Source organism: Enterobacter sp. MGH119 (assembly GCF_001037675.1).
Taxonomy (GTDB): domain Bacteria; phylum Pseudomonadota; class Gammaproteobacteria; order Enterobacterales; family Enterobacteriaceae; genus Enterobacter; species Enterobacter hormaechei_C.
On the sequence record NZ_KQ089932.1, the window covers coordinates 243938 to 264056 of the forward strand.

The window sequence follows — 20119 nt, forward strand, 5'->3', positions numbered from 1 at the left end:
ATTACTCTCCTTGCGGCGCGCTTTCAGGCGCTGGCGCGGCGGCAGGTGCTTCAGCCGGACGCTCTGCCGGAACGCCCGGCTGGGCCAGCAAGTTACGCACGCGCGTCTGCATGATCTTCTCCAGAATCGGCTGGCTTTCCAGCTTGTCCGGTACGTTCATGGTGATGTTTTGCTGGCTCAGCTTGTCGATATCCTCAAGGAACGCGGTCGTGGTTGCATCATTGGTATCGTAGTAAGCACGTACCCAGGTTGAAACGTTATCCAGCGCCTGTTTGTAGGTCTCTTCCTGGTGACGCGGCACGGCCTGCGCCGCGACCAGCAGGCGGGAACGAATGTTTTCGCGTAGATAGACGTCCTGGTTCGGTGCCAGCAGCGGCACGGCAGTTTCATCGCGGCGGCGAATGGTAATAAAGCTGTCCATAAAGTTCTGCCAGCTCTTTTGCAGGTTGATACGCCATTCGCTCAGGGAACTGGACAGCTCGGTACCGTCGGAATCCATCGGAGAGTCATCGTCGTTGTTATCGGCCAGCTGAAGGTTATCAATCTGGTTCGAGAGCTGATTCACCTTAAGGATGATACCGTCGTAGTCGACCTGAGAAACCGCGGACAGGCTGGCGATATCTTCCGTAATAGCGCGGCGTGCGTTGATGAGGCTCGGATCGTTCATATCAGCCAGGCTTGCGTCGGCGCTTTTCAGCAGCGCGGCGGCGGTGGTGACATCCTGATCGCTCCAGAGCTTGCGCCCGGCTAGTTTCACCAGAAAATCGGCCTGTGAAAGTAGCCAGGTTTTGGCATCTGTTCCCGAAATTGTGGCGACTTTTTCCTGCACTTCGCTCAGCTGTTTGGTCAACTCTTCACGTTTGCTGTTCGCGTCGGCGAGGGCGGCAGCCTGCTGTTTGATCACACCTTCCAGCTCAGCTTTTTGCGTCTCCTGCGCTTTCTGTAGGGCAGTGATTTGGTTAACCAGCGCGTCGCTGGTGGCCGTCTGGTTGGTGCCTTGTTTCTTCACCAGTCCGTAGAGACCCACGCCTGCGGCCAGCGCAATCGCGATGGCAATCACGCTCAGCGTGAGGCTGGTTTTATTGCTGCCGTTTTTCTTCTCAACGGTTTTGTCTGTCGTCTCTGGCTGTGACGTGGTGTCCACAGTCTCCCTGGTCTCTTCAACCACGGCGGAGGATTTTTCGTGTTCCGTCATTATGGCTTCCCATTTGAGAGTTATTGTAATGCGCGCAGCAGCGCATCGTTGTCGGCGTTTTCAGCGATCCGAATATCCTGCCAGCCCAGTTCCCGGGCGTGGTTCGCCAGACGCTCACTGACGACCAGAAGCCGACAGCGGAGTAACCAGTTTTCGCGATACCAAAGCGGAATCAGCGACCAAAGCTGTTGTAACATTTCACCGCTGGTGACCACCAGCGTATTAATACCGCGGGCGTGCCAGCGCATTGCTTCTTCCGCGCCATCATAGTGTTTTGCACAGCGCTGATAGCACTCCACAAACGTCACGTCTGCGCCGCGTTCGCGCAGCGTCTCGCCCAGCAGTTCGCGGCCACCGTTGCCGCGCAAAATAAGCGCGCGCTTTCCGGCAATGTTTTGTAATTCAGGTAATTGTAGCAAGACTTCGCTGATTTCCCGATCTAACGGGTAACGAACATCGATTCCGCTCGCGGTATGTAAGGCCAGCGCCGTAGTGCGCCCGATGGCGAAATAGCGGGGGGCGTGAGGCCAGCGAACGCCCTGTTGTTGCAGCTGCGCATGGGCAAACTCCACGGCATGCTGCGACAGCGCAAAGAGCAGATCGCCTTCCTGCAAGAGACGCATCTGGTCAGCGAGCTCAGGCAGCTCGCGACCGGGGGAGAATTCAATCAGCGGAAAACTCCAGGCCACCTGCCCCAGTGCGCGCAGACGGCTCACTAACTGCTCTCCTGCGGGAGAAGGGCGGGTGACAAGTATGCTCATGCAGGGGGCTCTCCGTTATAGACCTCGGCCAGAATTTCACGTGCGCCGTTATTCAGCAGCTCTTCCGCCAGCGATACGCCAAGCGCCTCGGCATCTTGCGGTTTGCCGCGACGTTCACCGCGAACCATATACGAGCCGTCCGGCGCGCCAACCAGCGCACGCAGCCACAGTTCACCGTCAGTTAATTCAGCATAGCTGCCAATTGGCACCTGACAGCCTCCTTCGAGGCGTGTATTCATCGCGCGCTCGGCTTTTACGCGAACGGCGGTATCGTCATGATTCAGCGGCGCCAGCAGTGCCTGAGTGCGCACATCATCCAGACGACACTCAATGCCGACGGCGCCCTGGCCGACGGCGGGCAGCGACAGCTCCGGCGGCAACGCCACGCGAATGCGTTCTTCCAGCTCCAGGCGTTTCAGGCCCGCAACCGCAAGAATAATGGCATCGTAGTCGCCGTTATCCAGCTTGCCAAGGCGTGTGCCGACGTTCCCGCGCAGCGAACGGATCAACAGATCCGGGCGACGTTCAGCCAGCTGACACTGGCGGCGTAAACTTGACGTGCCGACCACGCTGCCTGCCGGCAACGCATCGAGCGAGTCATATCGATTAGAGACAAACGCATCGCGCGGATCCTCGCGCTCGCAGATGGTCACCAGCCCCAGCCCTTCCGGGAACTCAACGGGCACATCCTTCATCGAATGCACGGCGATATCGGCGCGGTTCTCAAGCAATGCCAGCTCCAGCTCTTTGACAAACAGACCTTTTCCGCCCACTTTGGCCAGCGGCGTATCCAGTATGACATCGCCACGCGTAACCATTGGCACCAGCTCAACGCGTAATCCGGTGTGGCAGGCTTCCAGGCGCTGCTTAACATAATGTGCCTGCCAGAGTGCAAGAGGACTTTGGCGTGTGGCAATTCTCAAAACATTGTCTAACATGCTTGTTACCGTCATTATCAATCGCTAACCATCCTAACATTGTTGACACTCGGATGGCAGTTTTACGGTTGATGAAGAGTGAGAGGGACAGGGCGGCGTATTCGTCAGCCATCGCCGTATTCAGGAATTTACACGTACATAACGGTGCTACACTTGTATGTAGCGCATCTTTCTTTACGGTCAACCGGCAAGGTGTTAAATTGATCACGTTTTAGACCATTTTTTCGTCTGTACCACCAGAAAAGCAAAAGGCGAAAAAAGGGTAACGGTTATTTTTTGAAATACTGCGGGTCCGCTGCTTTTTCTGTTCTGACTGGCATGCGACACCCGGAAACATCAGGCGATACGTCTTGTACCTCTATATTGAGACTCTGAAACAGAGACTGGATGCCATCAATCAATTGCGCGTGGATCGCGCGCTTGCTGCCATGGGCCCTGCTTTCCAGCAGGTATACAGTCTTCTGCCGACATTGTTGCACTATCACCATCCGCTAATGCCGGGTTACCTCGATGGTAACGTTCCCCAGGGCATTTGCCTCTTCACGCCTGATGAAACCCAACAGCATTACCTGACTGAACTTGAACTCTACCGTGGTATGCCGCCGCAGGATTCGCCGAAAGGCGAGCTGCCGATTACCGGGGTTTACTCCATGGGCAGCACATCATCGGTTGGGCAAAGCTGCTCTTCTGACCTGGATATCTGGGTCTGCCATCAGTCCTGGCTCGACAATGAAGAGCGCCAGCTGTTGCAGCGTAAATGCAGCCTGCTGGAGAGCTGGGCGGCGTCGCTCGGCGTGGAAGTGAGCTTCTTCCTGATTGATGAAAACCGTTTCCGCCATAACGAAAGCGGCAGTCTGGGTGGTGAAGACTGCGGCTCGACTCAGCACATCCTGTTGCTGGATGAGTTTTACCGTACTGCCGTTCGCCTGGCCGGGAAACGTATTCTGTGGAATATGGTGCCGTGCGATGAAGAAGAGAATTATGACGACTACGTCATGTCGCTTTACTCGCAGGGCGTTCTGACGCCAAACGAGTGGCTGGATCTGGGCGGCCTGAGCTCCCTGTCCGCCGAAGAGTACTTTGGCGCAAGCCTCTGGCAGCTTTATAAGAGCATTGATTCACCATACAAAGCGGTGCTGAAAACCCTGCTGCTGGAAGCTTACTCCTGGGAATACCCCACGCCGCGCCTGCTGGCGAAAGATATTAAACAGCGTCTGCACGACGGGGAGATCGTCTCCTACGGGCTTGATGCCTACTGCATGATGCTGGAACGCGTCACCGAATACCTGACAGCCATTGAGGACGCCACGCGTCTTGACCTGGTGCGTCGATGTTTCTATCTCAAAGTTTGTGAAAAACTGAGCCGCGAACGCGCCTGCGTGGGCTGGCGTCGTGAAGTCGTCAGCCAGTTAGTCAAAGAGTGGGGATGGGACGAAGCGCGTCTCGCCATGCTGGACAACCGCGCCAACTGGAAGATCGATCAGGTGCGCGAGGCGCACAACGAACTGCTTGATGCGATGATGCAGAGCTACCGCAACCTGATCCGCTTTGCCCGCCGTAACAACCTTAGCGTTTCTGCCAGCCCACAGGATATCGGGGTGCTGACCCGTAAACTGTACGCCGCGTTTGAAGCGTTGCCGGGCAAGGTTACGCTGGTTAACCCACAGATTTCGCCTGACCTGTCTGAGCCGAATCTGACCTTTATCTACGTGCCGCCGGGCCGCGCAAACCGCACCGGGTGGTATCTGTACAACCGTGCGCCAAGCATGGATTCGATCATCAGCCATCAGCCGCTGGAATATAACCGCTATCTGAACAAGCTGGTGGCCTGGGCCTGGTTTAACGGCCTTCTCACCTCACGCACCCGGTTGTTTATCAAGGGTAACGAGGTGGTCGATTTAGCCAAGTTGCAGGAGATGGTGGCGGATGTCTCGCACCACTTCCCACTGCGTCTGCCTGCGCCGACGCCAAAGGCGCTCTACAGCCCGTGTGAGATCCGCCATCTGGCGATCATCGTCAACCTGGAATACGACCCGACGGCGGCCTTCCGCAATCAGGTAGTTCACTTTGACTTCCGCAAGCTGGACGTCTTTAGCTTCGGCGAGCAGCAAAACTGCCTGGTGGGTAGCGTGGATCTGCTGTACCGCAACTCGTGGAACGAAGTGCGTACCTTACACTTTAACGGCGAGCAGGCGATGATCGAGGCGCTGAAAACGATCCTCGGCAAGATGCACCAGGACGCCGCACCCCCGGACAGCGTGGAGGTGTTCTGCTACAGCCAGCACCTGCGCGGCCTGATTCGTACCCGCGTGCAGCAGCTGGTGTCTGAGTGCATCGAACTGCGTCTCTCCAGCACCCGTCAGGAAACCGGGCGCTTTAAAGCGCTGCGCGTCTCCGGCCAGACCTGGGGCCTGTTCTTTGAGCGCCTGAACGTGTCGGTGCAGAAGCTGGAGAACGCCATTGAATTCTACGGCGCGATTTCACACAACAAACTGCATGGCCTGTCGGTTCAGGTGGAAACCAACCACGTTAAGCTGCCGCAAGTGGTGGATGGCTTTGCGAGTGAAGGGATTATTCAGTTCTTCTTCGAAGAGTCGGGCGATAATGCTGGGTTTAACATCTACATTCTGGATGAAACCAACCGTGCCGAGGTGTATCACCACTGTGAAGGCAGCAAAGAGGAGCTGGTGCGCGACGTCAGCCGCTTCTATTCGTCTTCGCACGATCGCTTTACCTACGGCTCAAGCTTTATCAACTTCAACCTGCCGCAGTTCTACCAGATTGTGAATGTGGATGGGCGAGCGCAGGTGATCCCGTTCCGTACGCAGGCGATTACCCCTGCGGCGCCCGCTAACCAGGAAACTGCGCCGCTGTTGCAGCAGTATTTTTCCTGAGGCTTTTCGCCGGGTGGCGCTATCGCTTACCCGGCCTACGGTCCGAGCCGTTGTAGGCCCGGTAAGGCGTAGCCGCCACCGGGCAACAAAACTACCTGAAACTCACGTCCTCACCCGCCTGCGCGGTCGCCGCCTGCTCCAGCAGATCCCAGAACGTTTCGCCGCTGCGGTCGCAGACCCACTCGTCACCTTTCAGATCAAAGTGATATCCGCCCTGTTTCGCCGCCAGCCACACCTGGTGAAGCGGCTCCTGACGGTTAATAATAATCTTGCTGCCGTTTTCGAAGCTTAAGGTCAGGATCCCGCCGTTGATTTCACAATCGATATCGCTGTCGCCGTCCCAGTCGTCGATACGCTCTTCGATGGTCATCCACAGGGTATCGGCAAAGCGATGAAATTCACTGTCGTTCATGGTTTTATTCCTGTTTTTCGTGATGGCGGCAGTATAACGCTAAATAATTCCCGTTGCAGGAAAGCGGCAAACTCTTGCTTTTGTGTCTTCTCCTGCGATGATAGAAACAGATTTGAACTTACGGGCAACCTCTACATGAAAAACGTCTTCCGAACGCTTGTCGTTCTTGTCACTCTGTTTAGCCTGACCGGCTGTGGACTGAAGGGACCACTGTACTTCCCGCCAGAGGATAAAAACGCACCACCGCCGACAAAACCGGTGCAAAGTGGTATCGAGTCATCTACGCCAGATACCAACGATCGCGGCAATAACGGCGGCCCGACTCAGGTCAATCTCTGACAATTACGTTCTGTACCCGCGCAATGGAGCAAATGATGCAGTTCTCTAAAATGCATGGCCTTGGCAACGACTTTATGGTCGTCGACGCGGTAACGCAGAATGTCTTTTTCTCCCCGGAACTGATCCGTCGTCTGGCGGATCGACACGTGGGCGTGGGGTTTGACCAGCTGCTGGTGGTGGAGCCGCCTTACGATCCTGACCTGGACTTTCACTATCGCATTTTTAACGCCGACGGCAGCGAAGTTTCCCAGTGCGGCAACGGCGCGCGCTGTTTTGCCCGCTTTGTTCGGCTGAAAGGGCTGACCAACAAGCGCGATATCCGCGTCAGCACCGCCAATGGCCGGATGGTGCTCAGCGTCACCGACGACGAACTGGTGCGCGTGAACATGGGAGAGCCGAACTTCGAACCCTCTGCCGTGCCGTTTCGCGCCAACAAAGCGGAAAAGACCTATATCATGCGTGCCGCCGAGCAGACAGTATTGTGCGGCGTCGTCTCAATGGGTAACCCGCACTGCGTGATTCAGGTGGATGATGTGCAAACCGCGGCGGTTGAAACGCTCGGCCCGGTGCTGGAAAGCCACGAGCGCTTCCCGGAGCGGGCGAACATCGGTTTCATGCAAGTGGTGAAGCGTGAACATATTCGCCTGCGGGTTTACGAGCGCGGCGCGGGCGAAACCCAGGCCTGCGGAAGCGGTGCCTGTGCGGCGGTGGCCGTCGGTATCTCACAGGGGTTACTGGCAGAAGAGGTTCGCGTGGAATTACCAGGCGGTCGGCTTGATATCGCCTGGAAAGGAGCGGGTCATCCACTGTACATGACTGGCCCGGCGACACATGTTTATGACGGGTTTATCCATCTATGAAGCAACCAGGGGAAGAACTGCGGGAACCTGTAACAGAGCTGGACGACAGCACTGTTGTGGATTATCTGCTGCACAATCCTGAGTTTTTTATCCGCAATGCACGCGTCGTCGAACGGATGCGCGTGCCGCATCCGGTTCGCGAGACCGTGTCGCTGGTTGAATGGCACATGGCGCGCTCGCGCAACCACATCAATCAGCTCGAAGAGAACATGACGCTGCTGATGGAGCAGGCCAGCAATAACGAAAGCCTGTTCTACCGTCTTCTGCACCTTCAGGCGCGTCTGGCTTCCGCACACAGTCTCGAAGAGTTCCTCAACCGCTTCCACCGCTGGGCGCGCGAGCTGGGGCTGGCAGGCGCGACGATCCGTCTCTTCCCTGACCGCTGGCGCATTGGCGCGCCGTCCGGGTTTACCCATCTGGCGCTGAGCCGTCAGGCGTTTGAGCCGCTGCGCATTCAGCGTCTGGGCCATGAGCACCATTATCTGGGGCCGCTCAACGGGCCAGAACTGCTGGTGGTGCTGCCGGAAGCCAAAGCTATCGGCTCGGTGGCGATGTCGCTGATGGGGCGCGATGGTGACCTGGGCGTGATGTTATTTACCAGCCGCGACGCGCATCACTATGAACAGGGGCAGGGTACGCAACTGTTGCAGGAGATCGCCCTGATGTTGCCTGAGTTGCTGGAGCGCTGGATTGAGCGCGTATGACGGACGGACTGCTCGCCACTGACGTCACCCGCTTTCTGCGCTATCTGGGCGTAGAACGCCAGCTCAGCCCTATTACGCTGCTCAACTATCAGCGTCAGCTTGATGCCATCATGCAGATTGCCGATGAAATCGGCCTGAAAAGCTGGCAACAATGTGACGCCGCCACGGTACGCGGGTTCGTCGTGCGTAGCCGTAAAAAAAACTTAAGCCCGGCGAGCCTGGCGCTCCGACTCTCTGCCCTGCGCAGTTTCTTCGACTGGCTGGTCAGTCAGGGCGGTCTGAAAGCCAACCCGGCGAAAGGGATCGCCACGCCGAAAGCCCCGCGTCATCTGCCGAAAAATATCGACGTTGACGACGTAAACCGCCTGCTGGATATCGATCTTAACGATCCGCTGGCCGTGCGCGACCGCGCGATGCTGGAGGTGATGTACGGCGCGGGCCTGCGTCTCTCTGAGCTGGTGAACCTCGACTTGAAGCACCTCGATCTGGAATCCGGCGAGGTGTGGGTGATGGGCAAGGGCAGCAAAGAGCGCCGCCTGCCGATCGGCCGCAATGCGGTCTCCTGGATTGAGCACTGGCTGGACCTTCGCGGGCTGTTTGGCGCCGACGAAGATGCGCTGTTCCTGTCGAAACTCGGCAAGCGGATCTCGGCGCGTAACGTGCAGAAGCGCTTTGCGGAGTGGGGCATTAAGCAGGGGCTGAACAGCCACGTTCACCCCCACAAGCTGCGCCACTCCTTTGCGACGCACATGCTGGAATCAAGCGGCGACCTGCGTGGGGTACAGGAGCTGCTTGGTCACGCGAATCTGTCGACCACCCAAATCTATACCCACTTAGACTTCCAACACCTTGCCTCGGTGTATGACGCGGCGCATCCACGCGCCAAACGGGGGAAATAATGCGTTTTTACCGCCCACTTGGTCAGATCTCAGCCCTGACGTTTGATCTTGATGACACCCTTTACGACAATCGTCCGGTGATCCTGCGTACCGAGCAGGAGTCGCTGGCGTTTGTGCAGAACTACCATCCTGCGCTGAAAACAATGCAGAACAAAGATTTCCAGAAGCTGCGTCAGTCCCTGCGGGAAACCGAGCCGGAAATTTATCATGACGTGACCGAATGGCGCCGCCGTGCGGTTGAGCAGGCGATGCTCAATGCCGGCCTGAGCGCGCAGGACGCGGCCACGGGTGCCGAAGCGGCCATGGAAAACTTCGCCAAATGGCGCAGTCGGATCGACGTGCCGCAGGAGACCCACGACACGCTGGCGAAGCTCGCCGAAAAGTGGCCGCTGGTGGCCATCACCAACGGCAACGCTCAGCCTGAACTGTTTGGTCTGGGGAACTATTTTCAGTTCGTTCTGCGCGCGGGCCCGCACGGACGCTCGAAGCCGTTCAACGATATGTATCATCTGGCAGCGGAAAAACTGGATTTGCCGCTCGGTGAGATCCTGCACGTGGGCGACGACCTGACCACGGACGTCGCCGGGGCGATCCGCTGCGGCATGCAGGCCTGCTGGATCAAGCCGGAAAATGCCGATCTGATGACTACCCCGGATAGCCGTCTTCTGCCGCACGTGGAAATTTCACGGTTGGCATCCCTCACGACGCTGATATAATCATCAATTGTTCTGTATAAATTAACAGGGTTTTGGCGAATGGAAACATTTGCCTGCCCGCCATGACGTGACGGTGCCAATGGACGTTTCTTACCTGCTCGACAGCCTTAATGATAAACAGCGTGACGCGGTTGCCGCCTCGCGTACAAACCTGCTGGTACTGGCTGGAGCGGGCAGTGGTAAGACGCGCGTGCTGGTTCACCGTATCGCCTGGCTACAGAGCGTGGAGAACTGCTCGCCGTACTCGATTATGGCCGTGACGTTCACCAACAAGGCGGCGGCGGAGATGCGCCACCGTATCGCACAGCTGATGGGCACCAGCCAGGGCGGCATGTGGGTTGGCACCTTCCACGGCCTGGCGCACCGTCTGCTGCGCGCGCACCATATGGACGCTAACCTGCCGCAGGATTTCCAGATCCTCGACAGCGAAGATCAGCTGCGCCTGCTGAAACGCCTGATCAAGGCGATGAACCTCGACGAGAAGCAGTGGCCGCCGCGTCAGGCGATGTGGTACATCAACGGTCAGAAAGACGAAGGGCTGCGTCCGCATCATATTCAGAGCTTCGGTAACCCGGTCGAGCAGACCTGGCAGAACGTCTACAAGGCCTATCAGGAAGCGTGCGATCGCGCCGGTCTGGTGGATTTCGCCGAACTGCTGCTGCGTGCCCACGAGCTGTGGCTGAACAAACCGCATATCCTGCAACACTACCGTGAACGCTTTACCAACATCCTGGTGGACGAATTCCAGGATACCAACAACATCCAGTACGCCTGGATCCGCCTGCTGGCCGGGGATACCGGCAAGGTGATGATCGTAGGCGATGACGACCAGTCTATCTACGGCTGGCGCGGCGCGCAGGTGGAGAACATCCAGCGCTTCCTCAACGATTTCCCCGGCGCGCAAACCATCCGTCTGGAACAGAACTACCGTTCTACCAGCAACATTCTGAGCGCGGCCAACGCCCTGATTGAGAACAACAACGGGCGCCTGGGTAAAAAGCTGTGGACCGATGGCGTCGACGGCGAACCGATTTCGATTTACTGCGCCTTCAACGAGCTCGACGAAGCCCGTTTCGTTGTGAACCGCATTAAAACCTGGCAGGAGAACGGCGGCGCGCTGGAGCAGTGTGCCATTCTCTATCGCAGCAACGCCCAGTCGCGCGTGCTGGAAGAGGCGCTGTTGCAGGTGAGCATGCCGTACCGCATTTATGGAGGTATGCGCTTCTTCGAACGTCAGGAGATCAAAGATGCGCTCTCGTACTTGCGTCTGATTGCCAACCGTAACGACGATGCGGCATTTGAGCGCGTGGTGAACACACCGACGCGCGGCATCGGCGATCGTACGCTGGACGTGGTGCGTCAGGCCTCGCGCGATCGTCAGCTCACGTTGTGGCAGGCATGCCGCGAGCTGTTACAGGAAAAAGCCCTCGCCGGGCGCGCCGCCAGCGCATTGCAACGCTTTCTGGAGTTAATCGACGCACTGGCGCAGGAAACGGCCGACATGCCGCTGCACGTCCAGACCGACCGGGTGATTAAAGATTCCGGCTTGCGCACCATGTACGAGCAGGAAAAAGGCGAGAAGGGCCAGACCCGTATTGAGAACTTAGAGGAACTGGTGACGGCAACGCGCCAGTTCAGCTACAACGAAGAAGACGAAGACCTGATGCCGTTGCAGGCATTCCTCTCTCACGCCGCGCTGGAGGCGGGTGAAGGGCAGGCCGATACCTGGCAGGATGCGGTTCAGCTGATGACCCTGCACTCCGCGAAAGGTCTGGAGTTCCCGCAGGTGTTCATCGTCGGGATGGAAGAGGGGATGTTCCCGAGCCAGATGTCGCTGGATGAAGGCGGGCGTCTGGAAGAGGAGCGTCGTCTGGCCTACGTGGGCGTGACCCGTGCGATGCAGAAACTGACTCTGACCTACGCGGAAACCCGCCGCCTGTACGGGAAAGAGGTGTATCACCGTCCGTCGCGCTTTATCGGCGAACTGCCGGAAGAGTGTGTGGAAGAGGTGCGCCTGCGCGCCAGCATCAGCCGTCCGGTCAGCCATCAGCGTATGGGCTCGCCGATCTCTGAAACCGACACCGGTTACAAGCTGGGCCAGCGCGTGCGCCACTCGAAGTTTGGCGAAGGCACCATCGTCAACCTGGAAGGCAGCGGCGAGCACAGCCGTTTGCAGGTAGCGTTCCAGGGGCAGGGGATCAAATGGCTGGTGGCAGCCTATGCCAAGCTGGAAAGTGTGTAACTTTCAGAAAAGTATCACTATTTTGTAATAATCTGCTAGCCTTATACGTTGAAGGTCAATTAATGCCCTTCAGCGTTCCGTTGCGTGTTGACGCCACAGTTATTGCTGGCGTAACATGCGCGCACGATTACGCTAAGAGGACATTCGCCTTGGACACACCCAGTAGATACTGGCTCAATTCCCTGTCATCCAGGAACAACTCCTAAGGCTATCTCCTCTTGCTGATGGCCTTAGTGGTTGTCAGCGACTGCATCATTCCCGTCGCGCTGAGTCAGGCTGTTTAATGGTCTGAAACCCAATTTGTTTCTGTGTGCCCACCGAACTGTCCGATATTTTTTGCATTGGGAGTCCCGGTCATGTTGAGCGCATTTCAACTCGAAAATAACCGACTGACTCGGCTTGAAGCCGAAGAGTCACAGCCCCTCATTGATGCCGTATGGGTGGATCTGGTCGAGCCGGACGACGATGAGCGCCTTCGCGTACAATCTGAACTGGGGCAAAGCCTGGCGACACGCCCGGAACTGGAAGACATCGAAGCATCCGCCCGTTTTTTTGAAGACGAAGACGGCCTGCACATTCACTCCTTCTTCTTTTTCGAGGATGCCGAAGACCACGCGGGGAACTCCACCGTGGCGTTTACCATCCGCGATGGCCGCCTGTTCACCCTGCGCGAGCGCGAACTGCCTGCGTTTCGTCTCTACCGTATGCGCGCCCGCAGCCAGGCGATGATGGACGGTAACGCCTATGAGCTGCTGCTGGATCTGTTCGAAACCAAAATCGAACAGCTGGCGGATGAAATCGAAAACATCTACAGCGACCTGGAAAAGCTGAGCCGCGTGATCATGGAAGGCCATCAGGGCGATGAGTACGACGAAGCGTTGTCCACGCTGGCTGAGCTGGAAGATATCGGCTGGAAGGTGCGTTTGTGTCTGATGGATACCCAGCGCGCGCTGAACTTCCTGGTGCGCAAGGCGCGTCTGCCGGGCGGTCAGCTGGAGCAGGCGCGTGAGATCTTACGCGATATCGAATCCCTGCTGCCGCACAACGAATCCCTGTTCCAGAAGGTCAACTTCCTGATGCAGGCGGCGATGGGCTTCATCAACATCGAGCAGAACCGCATCATCAAGATCTTCTCGGTGGTGTCCGTGGTGTTCCTGCCGCCGACGCTGGTAGCCTCCAGCTACGGGATGAACTTCGAGTTTATGCCGGAACTGAAGTGGAGCTTTGGCTACCCGGGGGCGATTATCTTTATGATCCTCGCCGGGCTGGCGCCGTATCTCTATTTTAAACGCCGGAACTGGCTGTAAAAATCTGGCGGGTGGCGCTGCGCTTACCCGCCCTACGATCGAATTCCCTCTCCCTGTGGGAGAGGGTTAGGGTGAGGGCAACATCACAGCCCTTTGCGCACCCTGCGCTGGGTATAAATCGCATCCGCAACAAAGATGGCCAGCGCCACCCAGATAAAGGCGAACGTCACCATCTTATCCGCACCCGGCACCTCGCCGTAAAACACCACCGCCAGCAGGAACATCAGCGTCGGGCCAATGTACTGGAAGAAGCCCAACGTGGAGAGGCGCAGACGCGTTGCCGCGCCGGTGAAGCACAGCAGGGGTATCGTCGTGACCACGCCCGCGGCCATCAGCATCAGGTTCAGCGACCATGGGTTGCTGCCCATATGGCTGGTGGCGCTGTCGGCAATACCGAACAGGTAGATCGCGGCGACAGGCAGCAGCCACAGGGTTTCAAACAGCATTCCCGTCTGCGCTTCCACGGCGATTTTTTTACGCACCAGGCCGTAGAAGGCAAAGCTGAACGCCAGCCCCAGGGCGATAACCGGCAGTGAGCCGAAGGTCCACAGCTGTACCAGCACGCCGCAGAAGGCCAGAATCACTGCCACCCACTGCATCCGGCGAAAGCGCTCGCCGAGGAAAATCATCCCCAGCAAAATATTGACCAGCGGGTTAATAAAGTAGCCCAGGCTGGCTTCGAGCATGTGATGGTTATTCACCGCCCAGATAAACAGCAGCCAGTTTCCGCCAATCAGCACCGCAGAGAGGGCGAGCAGGAAGACCTTCTTCGGGGTTTTCAGCAGCGTTTTGACGCCTGACCACTGACGGCTGATACTCATCAGCGCAATCATGAAGAAAAACGACCAGATGACGCGGTGAGTGAGGATCTCGTCCGCCGGGACATAGGCGATAAGTTTGAAGTACGCCGGTGCTATACCCCAAATAAAATAAGCGGCAAGGGCGAGTAAAACGCCCTGCCGCGTCTGTTTAGCATCCATCGGGAAAATCCGTTACAAAAAAGTGAAGTAATTTTACCCGAATTTGCCGTCTCAACCCACCATATAAGTGGCGGTTGCGCTGGCGATATAAACCTGCTCCTCGTTATGCAGCTCAACGCGGGCGACGGCAACTTTATTCCCGGCGCGCAGCAGGCTGCTGGTACAGGTGAAGCGGTTTCCGCGTCCTGGGCGCAGGTAGTCGACGCGTAAATCGATGGTGCCCATGCGCGACAGGCGCTGGCGTAACTCATCTTCGTTGATGGTGTCGTGGCGCGTCAGCGTGCTGCCCACGCACACCAGACCGGCCGCCACGTCCAGCGCGGAGGCAATTACCCCGCCGTGCAAAATGCTTTGCGCCCAGTTACCGACCATCATTGGCTGATTATTGAAACTCAGCTGAGCGAAGTCTTTTTCGTATCGCTCCAGCTCAAGACCCAGTGCACGGTTGAACGGCATGTGGTACACAAAAATCTCGCCCACGAGCTTTAAGGTTTCTTCGGCGGTGAGTGTGGCTGACATCTGACGTGGCATCCTTGTTGTTAACAAAATGTTGATTTTATGCTTCAGGATAAAGGAATGCCACTTTAAGAAACGAGGAAGCGGAAGTTATCGCAGAAGTCTGTAGAATGCCCGGACAAAACTATTCATTAAATGTCACCATTTCAGGAGAACACCACCGATGCGGACGTATCTGGGTTGGTTACTGGCGGCGGTTGCGCTGCCCCTCACAGCATATGCGCAGGAAGCGACGATCAAAGAGGTGCATGATAAACCTGCCGTTAAGGGCAGCATCATCGCCAATATGCTTCAGGAGCATGACAATCCGTTCACGCTGTACCCGTATGACACAAACTACGTGATCTACACCCAGACCAGCGATCTCAACAAAGAGGCGATAAGCTCCTATAACTGGTCTGATAATGCGCGTAAAGATGAGGTGAAGTTCCAGCTCAGCCTCGCCTTCCCGTTCTGGCGCGGCATCCTGGGGCCGAACTCGGTACTTGGCGCGTCCTACACGCAGAAGTCATGGTGGCAGCTCTCCAACAGCGGGGAATCATCACCGTTCCGCGAAACCAACTATGAACCGCAGCTGTTCCTCGGTTTCGCCACCGATTATGAGTTTGCAGGCTGGACGCTGCGAGACGTGGAGGTGGGCTATAACCACGATTCCAACGGTCGTTCCGACCCAACCTCACGCAGCTGGAACCGCATCTATACGCGTCTGATGGCGCAGAACGGCAATTTCATGGTGGAAGTGAAGCCGTGGTACGTAGTAGGCAGCACCGATGACAACCCGGATATCACCAAATATATGGGCTACTATCAGCTTAAAGTGGGCTATCAGCTGGGTGACGCGGTGCTGAGTGCCAAAGGCCAGTACAACTGGAATACCGGCTACGGCGGTGCAGAGCTGGGCCTGAGCTACCCGGTAACGAAACACGTTCGTCTCTATACTCAGGTGTATAGCGGGTATGGCGAATCGCTGATCGACTACAACTTCAACCAGACCCGCGTCGGTGTGGGCGTCATGCTGAACGATATTTTCTAAGCTGCTCGAATGTTTTTGCGTTAAACGTTGAAGTTTCTCTCTCAGGCGCTGAAAATAGCGCCTGTTTCATTTCTGGCATATGGGGTTAACGTGGCGCAGGCGGAAGTATTGAATCAGGAATCGCTGGCTAAACAGGTTTTGCATGAAACCTTTGGCTACCAGCAGTTCCGTCCTGGCCAGGAAACCATCATTGAAACCGTGCTGGAAGGCCGCGATTGCCTGGTGGTCATGCCGACCGGCGGCGGTAAATCGCTCTGCTATCAGGTGCCCGCGCTGGTGCTTAATGGCCTGACGGTTGTGGTATCACCCCTTATTTCCCTAATGAAAGACCAGGTCGACCAGCTGCTCGCCAACGGCGTGGCGGCGGCCTGTCTTAACTCAACGCAAACTCGCGAGCAGCAGCAAGAGGTGATGGCCGGGTGCCGCACCGGACAGGTTCGCCTGCTGTATATCGCGCCAGAGCGCCTGATGCTGGACAACTTCCTCGACCACCTGGCGCACTGGAACCCGGTGCTGCTGGCGGTGGATGAAGCGCACTGTATCTCCCAGTGGGGGCACGATTTCCGCCCGGAATACGCCGCCCTCGGCCAGCTTCGTCAGCGCTTCCCCGAGCTGCCGTTTATGGCGCTTACCGCCACGGCGGACGACACCACGCGTCAGGACATCGTTCGCCTGCTGGGACTGAACGACCCGTATATTCAGGTCAGCAGCTTCGACCGCCCGAACATCCGCTATATGCTGATGGAAAAGTTCAAGCCGCTGGATCAGCTCCTGCGCTACGTGCAGGAGCAGCGCGGCAAGTCCGGCATCATCTACTGCAACAGCCGCGCAAAGGTGGAAGACACCGCTGCGCGTCTGCAAAATCGCGGCTTTAGCGCGGCGGCATACCATGCCGGGTTAGAGAACCACATCCGCGCCGATGTGCAGGAAAAATTCCAGCGCGACGACCTGCAAATCGTGGTCGCAACGGTGGCGTTCGGGATGGGGATCAACAAGCCCAACGTGCGCTTTGTGGTGCATTTCGACATTCCGCGCAATATCGAATCCTACTATCAGGAAACCGGCCGCGCCGGGCGTGATGGTCTGCCTGCGGAAGCGATGCTGTTTTACGACCCGGCGGATATGGCGTGGCTGCGCCGCTGTCTGGAAGAGAAACCGCAGGGGCAGTTGCAGGATATCGAACGCCACAAGCTTAACGCGATGGGGGCCTTCGCCGAAGCGCAAACCTGCCGCCGTCTGGTGTTACTCAACTACTTTGGTGAAGGGCGTCAGGCGCCGTGCGGCAACTGCGATATCTGCCTCGACCCGCCGAAGCAGTACGATGGCCTGATGGACGCGCGCAAAGCGCTCTCGACTATCGGACGCGTGAACCAGCGCTTTGGGATGGGCTACGTCGTTGAAGTGCTGCGCGGGGCTAACAACCAGCGTATCCGCGATATGGGTCACGACAAGCTACCGGTTTACGGCATCGGGAAAGACCAGAGCCATGAGCACTGGGTGAGTATTATCCGCCAGTTGATCCACCTCGGCTTTGCCACGCAAAATATTGCCCAGCATTCTGCGCTTCAGCTGACCGAAGCGGCGCGACCTGTCCTGCGTGGCGAGGTTGAACTGAAGCTCGCCGTTCCGCGCGTCGTCGCCCTGAAGCCGCGCGTGATGCAGAAATCCTACGGCGGTAACTACGATCGCAAGCTGTTCGCCAAGCTGCGTAAGCTGCGTAAAGCTATTGCCGATGAAGAGAACATCCCGCCATACGTGGTGTTCAACGACGCGACGCTGATCGAGATGGCCGAGCAAATGCCGCTCAGCGCCAGCGAGATGCTCAGCGTCAACGGCGTCGGCACGCGCAAGCTGGAGCGCTTCGGTAAAGAGTTTATGGCGCTCATCCGTTCCCACGCTGATGGTGATGATGAGGAGTAGTCAGCCGGGCGAAAAAGTGCCAGGATGGTGACTCACTGTATTATTTCCCCGCGAGCTAATTATGTTAATGCTATTTCTCACCGTGGCGTTAGTGCACATCGTTGCGCTGATGAGCCCAGGCCCTGATTTTTTCTTCGTGTCGCAAACGGCCGTCAGCCGCTCCCGCAAAGAGGCGATGATGGGTGTGCTCGGTATTACCATGGGCGTCATGGTCTGGGCGGCGGTTGCGCTGCTCGGTCTGAACCTGATCCTGGCGAAAATGGCGTGGCTGCATAACATCATTATGGTTGGCGGCGGTCTGTACCTGTGCTGGATGGGCTACCAGATGCTGCGCGGAGCGCTGAAGAAAGAAGAGAGCAAGCCGGAAGAGCCAAAGGTTGAGCTGGCAACGGGCGGCCGTAGCTTTGTGAAAGGGCTACTGACCAACCTGGCGAACCCGAAAGCAATTATTTACTTCGGCTCGGTATTCTCGCTGTTTGTGGGGGATAACGTCGGCGCGGGCGCGCGCTGGGGGATCTTCCTGCTGATCGTTGTGGAAACGTTCGCCTGGTTTACCGTTGTGGCAAGCCTGTTTGCCTTACCGGCGATGCGTCGCGGCTACCAGCGCATCGCGAAGTGGATCGACGGCTTTGCCGGCGCGTTGTTCGCCGGCTTCGGCATTCATCTCATCATTTCTCGCTAAGCATGACGCGCTGACGCAAGCAGCGCGCCAACCAGCATAAACAGCGAACCAAAGACTTTGTTCAGGGCCTTCATCTGCTTAGGCCCTTTGATCCACGCCGCAATTCGCTGCGCCAGCGTCGCGTAACCAATCATCACAATGATATCGACAATAATGGTGGTTGCGCCCAGCACCACGTACTGCATCACCTGTGGCTGATGCGGCACGATAAACTGCGGGAACAGGGCGGCGAGGAACACGATGCTTTTCGGGTTGGTCAGGTTAACGAACACCGCGCGCTTAAACAGGTGGCCGCGTGTTTGCGTCCGGGAGAGCGTATGCAGATCAATCGAGCCAGCGGCGCGCCACTGCTGAATGCCCAGCCAGATAAGATACGCTGCGCCAGCCCATTTCAGCACCTCGAAGGCCAGCACCGAACGGGAGAACAGCGTGCCCAGACCAATCCCCACCAGCACAATATGAATGCCAAGCCCGGTCTGTAAACCGGCGATTGACGCCACCGCGCCGCGATAGCCGTGATTAATTGAGGTGGTCATGGTGTTGATTGCGCCCGAGCCAGGTGAAAGGCTGAGGATGATGGATGTCAGCAGGTAGGCGAACCACCACTCGAAGGTCATTTGAAACTCCCGGATCGTCTGTTTTTATGCCACAATACGCTATTGTTGAGTCATTTTGTGACCGGTGACGAAAAAAACGATATTCCCTGAATTACGGGGGGTGGAAACCCAATGTTTCAGCAGAAAAAGGACTGGGAAACACGAGAAAACGCATTTGCTGCTTTCTCCATGGGGCCGCTGACCGATTTCTGGCGCCAGCGTGAGGAAGATGAGTTTATGGGCGTCGGGGAAATCCCGGTACGCTTCGTTCGTTTCCGTGATGAAAAAAATGACCGGGTGATTGTGGTCTGCCCCGGGCGCATCGAAAGCTATATCAAATATGCCGAGCTGGCGTATGACCTGTTCCATCTGGGCTTTGATGTGTTAATTATCGACCATCGCGGGCAGGGGCTTTCCGGCCGGATGTTGCCGGATACCCATCGCGGCCACGTGGATAACTTCAGCGATTACGTCGACGATCTGGCCGCGTTCTGGCAGCAGGAAGTGCAGCCCGGGCCGTGGCGCAAGCGTTATATTCTTGCCCACTCCATGGGGGGCGCGATCTCGACGTTGTTTTTGCAGCGCCATAAGCACCAGTGCGACGCCATTGCGCTGACCGCGCCGATGTACGGCATTGTGATACGTTTTCCTGACTGGATGGTGCGCCATCTTCTCGACTGGGCTGAGGGCCATCAGCGCATTCGAGAAGGCTATGCCATCGGAACAGGACGCTGGCGGGCGTTACCGTTTGCCATCAACGTGTTAACCCACAGTCGGCAGCGTTATCGGCGCAACCTGCGTTTTTATGCCGATGAACCGCGTCTGCGGGTCGGCGGCCCCACCTGGCACTGGGTGCGGGAAGGTATTCATGCCGGTGAACAGGTGCTGGCAGGCGTAGGCGATGATGACACGCCGACGCTCCTGATCCAGGCGGAAGAAGAGCGTGTGGTGGATAACCGCATGCATGACCGCTATTGTGAACTTCGCGCCGCTGCGGGCCATCCCTGTGAAGGGGGTAAACCGCTGGTCATCAACGGTGCGTACCATGAGATCCTTTTTGAAAAGGACGCTATGCGCTCAGTCGCGCTCAACGCCATTGTTGAATTTTTCAACAGGCATAACTGA

The 20119-nt window shown here is 57.3% G+C and carries 20 protein-coding genes; 13 read left to right on the top strand and 7 right to left on the bottom strand.

Features of this window, described 5'->3' with window-relative positions; genetic code table 11:
- Nucleotide 1: 1 nt before the first annotated feature.
- The 3 genes from hemX to hemC are packed head-to-tail and all read right to left on the bottom strand — an operon-like array spanning nucleotide 2 to nucleotide 2894.
- Entirely contained in the window at nucleotides 2-1195 is a 1194-nt protein-coding gene (gene hemX, locus SK53_RS18110) for a uroporphyrinogen-III C-methyltransferase (RefSeq protein WP_022646657.1), read from the bottom strand.
- Nucleotides 1196-1215: 20 nt separating this feature from the next.
- On the bottom strand, nucleotides 1216-1956 hold the full coding sequence (gene hemD, locus SK53_RS18115) for a uroporphyrinogen-III synthase (RefSeq protein ID WP_003860818.1): 741 nt from the start codon (nucleotides 1954-1956) through the stop codon (nucleotides 1216-1218).
- A complete protein-coding gene (gene hemC, locus SK53_RS18120; protein WP_048209858.1) occupies nucleotides 1953-2894 on the bottom strand; it encodes a hydroxymethylbilane synthase in 942 nt (313 codons plus the stop codon). Before hemC ends, hemD begins: the two co-directional genes overlap by 4 nt.
- Nucleotides 2895-3244: 350 nt before the next feature.
- Here hemC and cyaA point away from each other — a divergent pair, with 350 nt between their 5' ends.
- Entirely contained in the window at nucleotides 3245-5788 is a 2544-nt protein-coding gene (cyaA, locus tag SK53_RS18125; RefSeq protein WP_022650172.1) for a class I adenylate cyclase, read from the top strand.
- Nucleotides 5789-5879: 91 nt separating this feature from the next.
- Here cyaA and cyaY read toward each other — a convergent pair whose 3' ends face one another.
- Nucleotides 5880-6200 carry an iron donor protein CyaY gene (cyaY, locus tag SK53_RS18130; RefSeq protein ID WP_048209859.1) on the bottom strand — a complete coding sequence of 107 codons (321 nt, stop codon included), beginning with the start codon at nucleotides 6198-6200 and terminating at the stop codon, nucleotides 5880-5882.
- Nucleotides 6201-6335: 135 nt separating this feature from the next.
- Here cyaY and SK53_RS18135 point away from each other — a divergent pair, with 135 nt between their 5' ends.
- The 8 genes from SK53_RS18135 to corA all read left to right on the top strand — a co-directional run bounded on the left by SK53_RS18135 (nucleotide 6336) and on the right by corA (nucleotide 13267).
- Nucleotides 6336-6539 (top strand): LPS translocon maturation chaperone LptM, encoded by a 204-nt coding sequence (locus SK53_RS18135; RefSeq protein ID WP_003860815.1) that lies wholly within the window; start codon nucleotides 6336-6338, stop codon nucleotides 6537-6539.
- Nucleotides 6540-6574: 35 nt separating this feature from the next.
- Nucleotides 6575-7399, top strand: a complete 825-nt coding sequence (gene dapF / locus SK53_RS18140; RefSeq protein WP_022646661.1) for a diaminopimelate epimerase — start codon at nucleotides 6575-6577, stop codon at nucleotides 7397-7399.
- Nucleotides 7396-8103 (top strand): DUF484 domain-containing protein, encoded by a 708-nt coding sequence (locus SK53_RS18145; protein ID WP_003860814.1) that lies wholly within the window; start codon nucleotides 7396-7398, stop codon nucleotides 8101-8103. Before dapF ends, SK53_RS18145 begins: the two co-directional genes overlap by 4 nt.
- On the top strand, nucleotides 8100-9002 hold the full coding sequence (xerC, locus tag SK53_RS18150) for a tyrosine recombinase XerC (protein WP_022650173.1): 903 nt from the start codon (nucleotides 8100-8102) through the stop codon (nucleotides 9000-9002). Before SK53_RS18145 ends, xerC begins: the two co-directional genes overlap by 4 nt.
- Nucleotides 9002-9718, top strand: a complete 717-nt coding sequence (yigB, locus tag SK53_RS18155; RefSeq protein WP_003860811.1) for a 5-amino-6-(5-phospho-D-ribitylamino)uracil phosphatase YigB — start codon at nucleotides 9002-9004, stop codon at nucleotides 9716-9718. The genes xerC and yigB overlap by 1 nt, the downstream gene beginning before the upstream one ends.
- Nucleotides 9719-9797: 79 nt before the next feature.
- Nucleotides 9798-11960 (top strand): DNA helicase II, encoded by a 2163-nt coding sequence (uvrD, locus tag SK53_RS18160; protein ID WP_017383586.1) that lies wholly within the window; start codon nucleotides 9798-9800, stop codon nucleotides 11958-11960.
- 149 nt (nucleotides 11961-12109) lie between these two features.
- Nucleotides 12110-12166 carry a YsgD/CorL family protein gene (ysgD, locus tag SK53_RS23840; RefSeq protein ID WP_212743980.1) on the top strand — a complete coding sequence of 19 codons (57 nt, stop codon included), beginning with the start codon at nucleotides 12110-12112 and terminating at the stop codon, nucleotides 12164-12166.
- Between the two features lie 150 nt (nucleotides 12167-12316).
- A complete protein-coding gene (gene corA, locus SK53_RS18165) occupies nucleotides 12317-13267 on the top strand; it encodes a magnesium/cobalt transporter CorA (protein ID WP_032608220.1) in 951 nt (316 codons plus the stop codon).
- An 83-nt stretch (nucleotides 13268-13350) separates the two neighbouring features.
- Here the strand turns inward: corA and rarD are convergent, their stop codons facing one another.
- Together rarD and yigI are read right to left on the bottom strand one after the other, a co-directional pair.
- Nucleotides 13351-14247, bottom strand: a complete 897-nt coding sequence (gene rarD, locus SK53_RS18170; protein ID WP_017694744.1) for an EamA family transporter RarD — start codon at nucleotides 14245-14247, stop codon at nucleotides 13351-13353.
- Nucleotides 14248-14298: 51 nt separating this feature from the next.
- Nucleotides 14299-14766 (bottom strand): acyl-CoA thioesterase YigI, encoded by a 468-nt coding sequence (yigI, locus tag SK53_RS18175; RefSeq protein WP_006812366.1) that lies wholly within the window; start codon nucleotides 14764-14766, stop codon nucleotides 14299-14301.
- Between the two features lie 160 nt (nucleotides 14767-14926).
- On the opposite strand from yigI, the gene pldA reads away from it, so the two are divergent.
- The 3 genes from pldA to rhtC all read left to right on the top strand — a co-directional run bounded on the left by pldA (nucleotide 14927) and on the right by rhtC (nucleotide 18398).
- A complete protein-coding gene (gene pldA, locus SK53_RS18180; protein ID WP_003860803.1) occupies nucleotides 14927-15796 on the top strand; it encodes a phospholipase A in 870 nt (289 codons plus the stop codon).
- Nucleotides 15797-15886: 90 nt separating this feature from the next.
- Entirely contained in the window at nucleotides 15887-17716 is a 1830-nt protein-coding gene (recQ, locus tag SK53_RS18185; protein WP_003860800.1) for an ATP-dependent DNA helicase RecQ, read from the top strand.
- Between the two features lie 61 nt (nucleotides 17717-17777).
- Entirely contained in the window at nucleotides 17778-18398 is a 621-nt protein-coding gene (gene rhtC / locus SK53_RS18190; protein WP_022650176.1) for a threonine export protein RhtC, read from the top strand.
- Here rhtC and rhtB read toward each other — a convergent pair.
- The gene (gene rhtB / locus SK53_RS18195; protein ID WP_003860798.1) at nucleotides 18395-19015 is read right to left on the bottom strand and encodes a homoserine/homoserine lactone efflux protein; all 621 of its coding nucleotides are present in this window, start codon (nucleotides 19013-19015) and stop codon (nucleotides 18395-18397) included. The genes rhtC and rhtB overlap by 4 nt on opposite strands.
- A 111-nt stretch (nucleotides 19016-19126) precedes the next feature.
- Between rhtB and pldB the strand changes: the two genes are divergently transcribed.
- Nucleotides 19127-20119, top strand: a complete 993-nt coding sequence (gene pldB / locus SK53_RS18200; protein ID WP_015570002.1) for a lysophospholipase L2 — start codon at nucleotides 19127-19129, stop codon at nucleotides 20117-20119.

What these genes read in the sequence shown, in the direction of transcription:
- yigB (WP_003860811.1), top strand. Translation starts at nt 9,002, where the DNA reads ATGCGTTTTTACCGCCCACTTGGTCAGATCTCAGCCCTGACGTTTGAT.
- SK53_RS18145 (WP_003860814.1), top strand. Translation starts at nt 7,396, where the DNA reads ATGAAGCAACCAGGGGAAGAACTGCGGGAACCTGTAACAGAGCTGGAC.
- pldA (WP_003860803.1), top strand. Translation starts at nt 14,927, where the DNA reads ATGCGGACGTATCTGGGTTGGTTACTGGCGGCGGTTGCGCTGCCCCTC.
- pldB (WP_015570002.1), top strand. Translation starts at nt 19,127, where the DNA reads ATGTTTCAGCAGAAAAAGGACTGGGAAACACGAGAAAACGCATTTGCT.
- yigI (WP_006812366.1), bottom strand. Translation starts at nt 14,766, where the DNA reads ATGTCAGCCACACTCACCGCCGAAGAAACCTTAAAGCTCGTGGGCGAG.
- hemX (WP_022646657.1), bottom strand. Translation starts at nt 1,195, where the DNA reads ATGACGGAACACGAAAAATCCTCCGCCGTGGTTGAAGAGACCAGGGAG.
- hemD (WP_003860818.1), bottom strand. Translation starts at nt 1,956, where the DNA reads ATGAGCATACTTGTCACCCGCCCTTCTCCCGCAGGAGAGCAGTTAGTG.
- rarD (WP_017694744.1), bottom strand. Translation starts at nt 14,247, where the DNA reads ATGGATGCTAAACAGACGCGGCAGGGCGTTTTACTCGCCCTTGCCGCT.
- SK53_RS18135 (WP_003860815.1), top strand. Translation starts at nt 6,336, where the DNA reads ATGAAAAACGTCTTCCGAACGCTTGTCGTTCTTGTCACTCTGTTTAGC.
- uvrD (WP_017383586.1), top strand. Translation starts at nt 9,798, where the DNA reads ATGGACGTTTCTTACCTGCTCGACAGCCTTAATGATAAACAGCGTGAC.
- cyaY (WP_048209859.1), bottom strand. Translation starts at nt 6,200, where the DNA reads ATGAACGACAGTGAATTTCATCGCTTTGCCGATACCCTGTGGATGACC.
- dapF (WP_022646661.1), top strand. Translation starts at nt 6,575, where the DNA reads ATGCAGTTCTCTAAAATGCATGGCCTTGGCAACGACTTTATGGTCGTC.
- xerC (WP_022650173.1), top strand. Translation starts at nt 8,100, where the DNA reads ATGACGGACGGACTGCTCGCCACTGACGTCACCCGCTTTCTGCGCTAT.
- hemC (WP_048209858.1), bottom strand. Translation starts at nt 2,894, where the DNA reads ATGTTAGACAATGTTTTGAGAATTGCCACACGCCAAAGTCCTCTTGCA.
- rhtC (WP_022650176.1), top strand. Translation starts at nt 17,778, where the DNA reads ATGTTAATGCTATTTCTCACCGTGGCGTTAGTGCACATCGTTGCGCTG.
- corA (WP_032608220.1), top strand. Translation starts at nt 12,317, where the DNA reads ATGTTGAGCGCATTTCAACTCGAAAATAACCGACTGACTCGGCTTGAA.
- rhtB (WP_003860798.1), bottom strand. Translation starts at nt 19,015, where the DNA reads ATGACCTTCGAGTGGTGGTTCGCCTACCTGCTGACATCCATCATCCTC.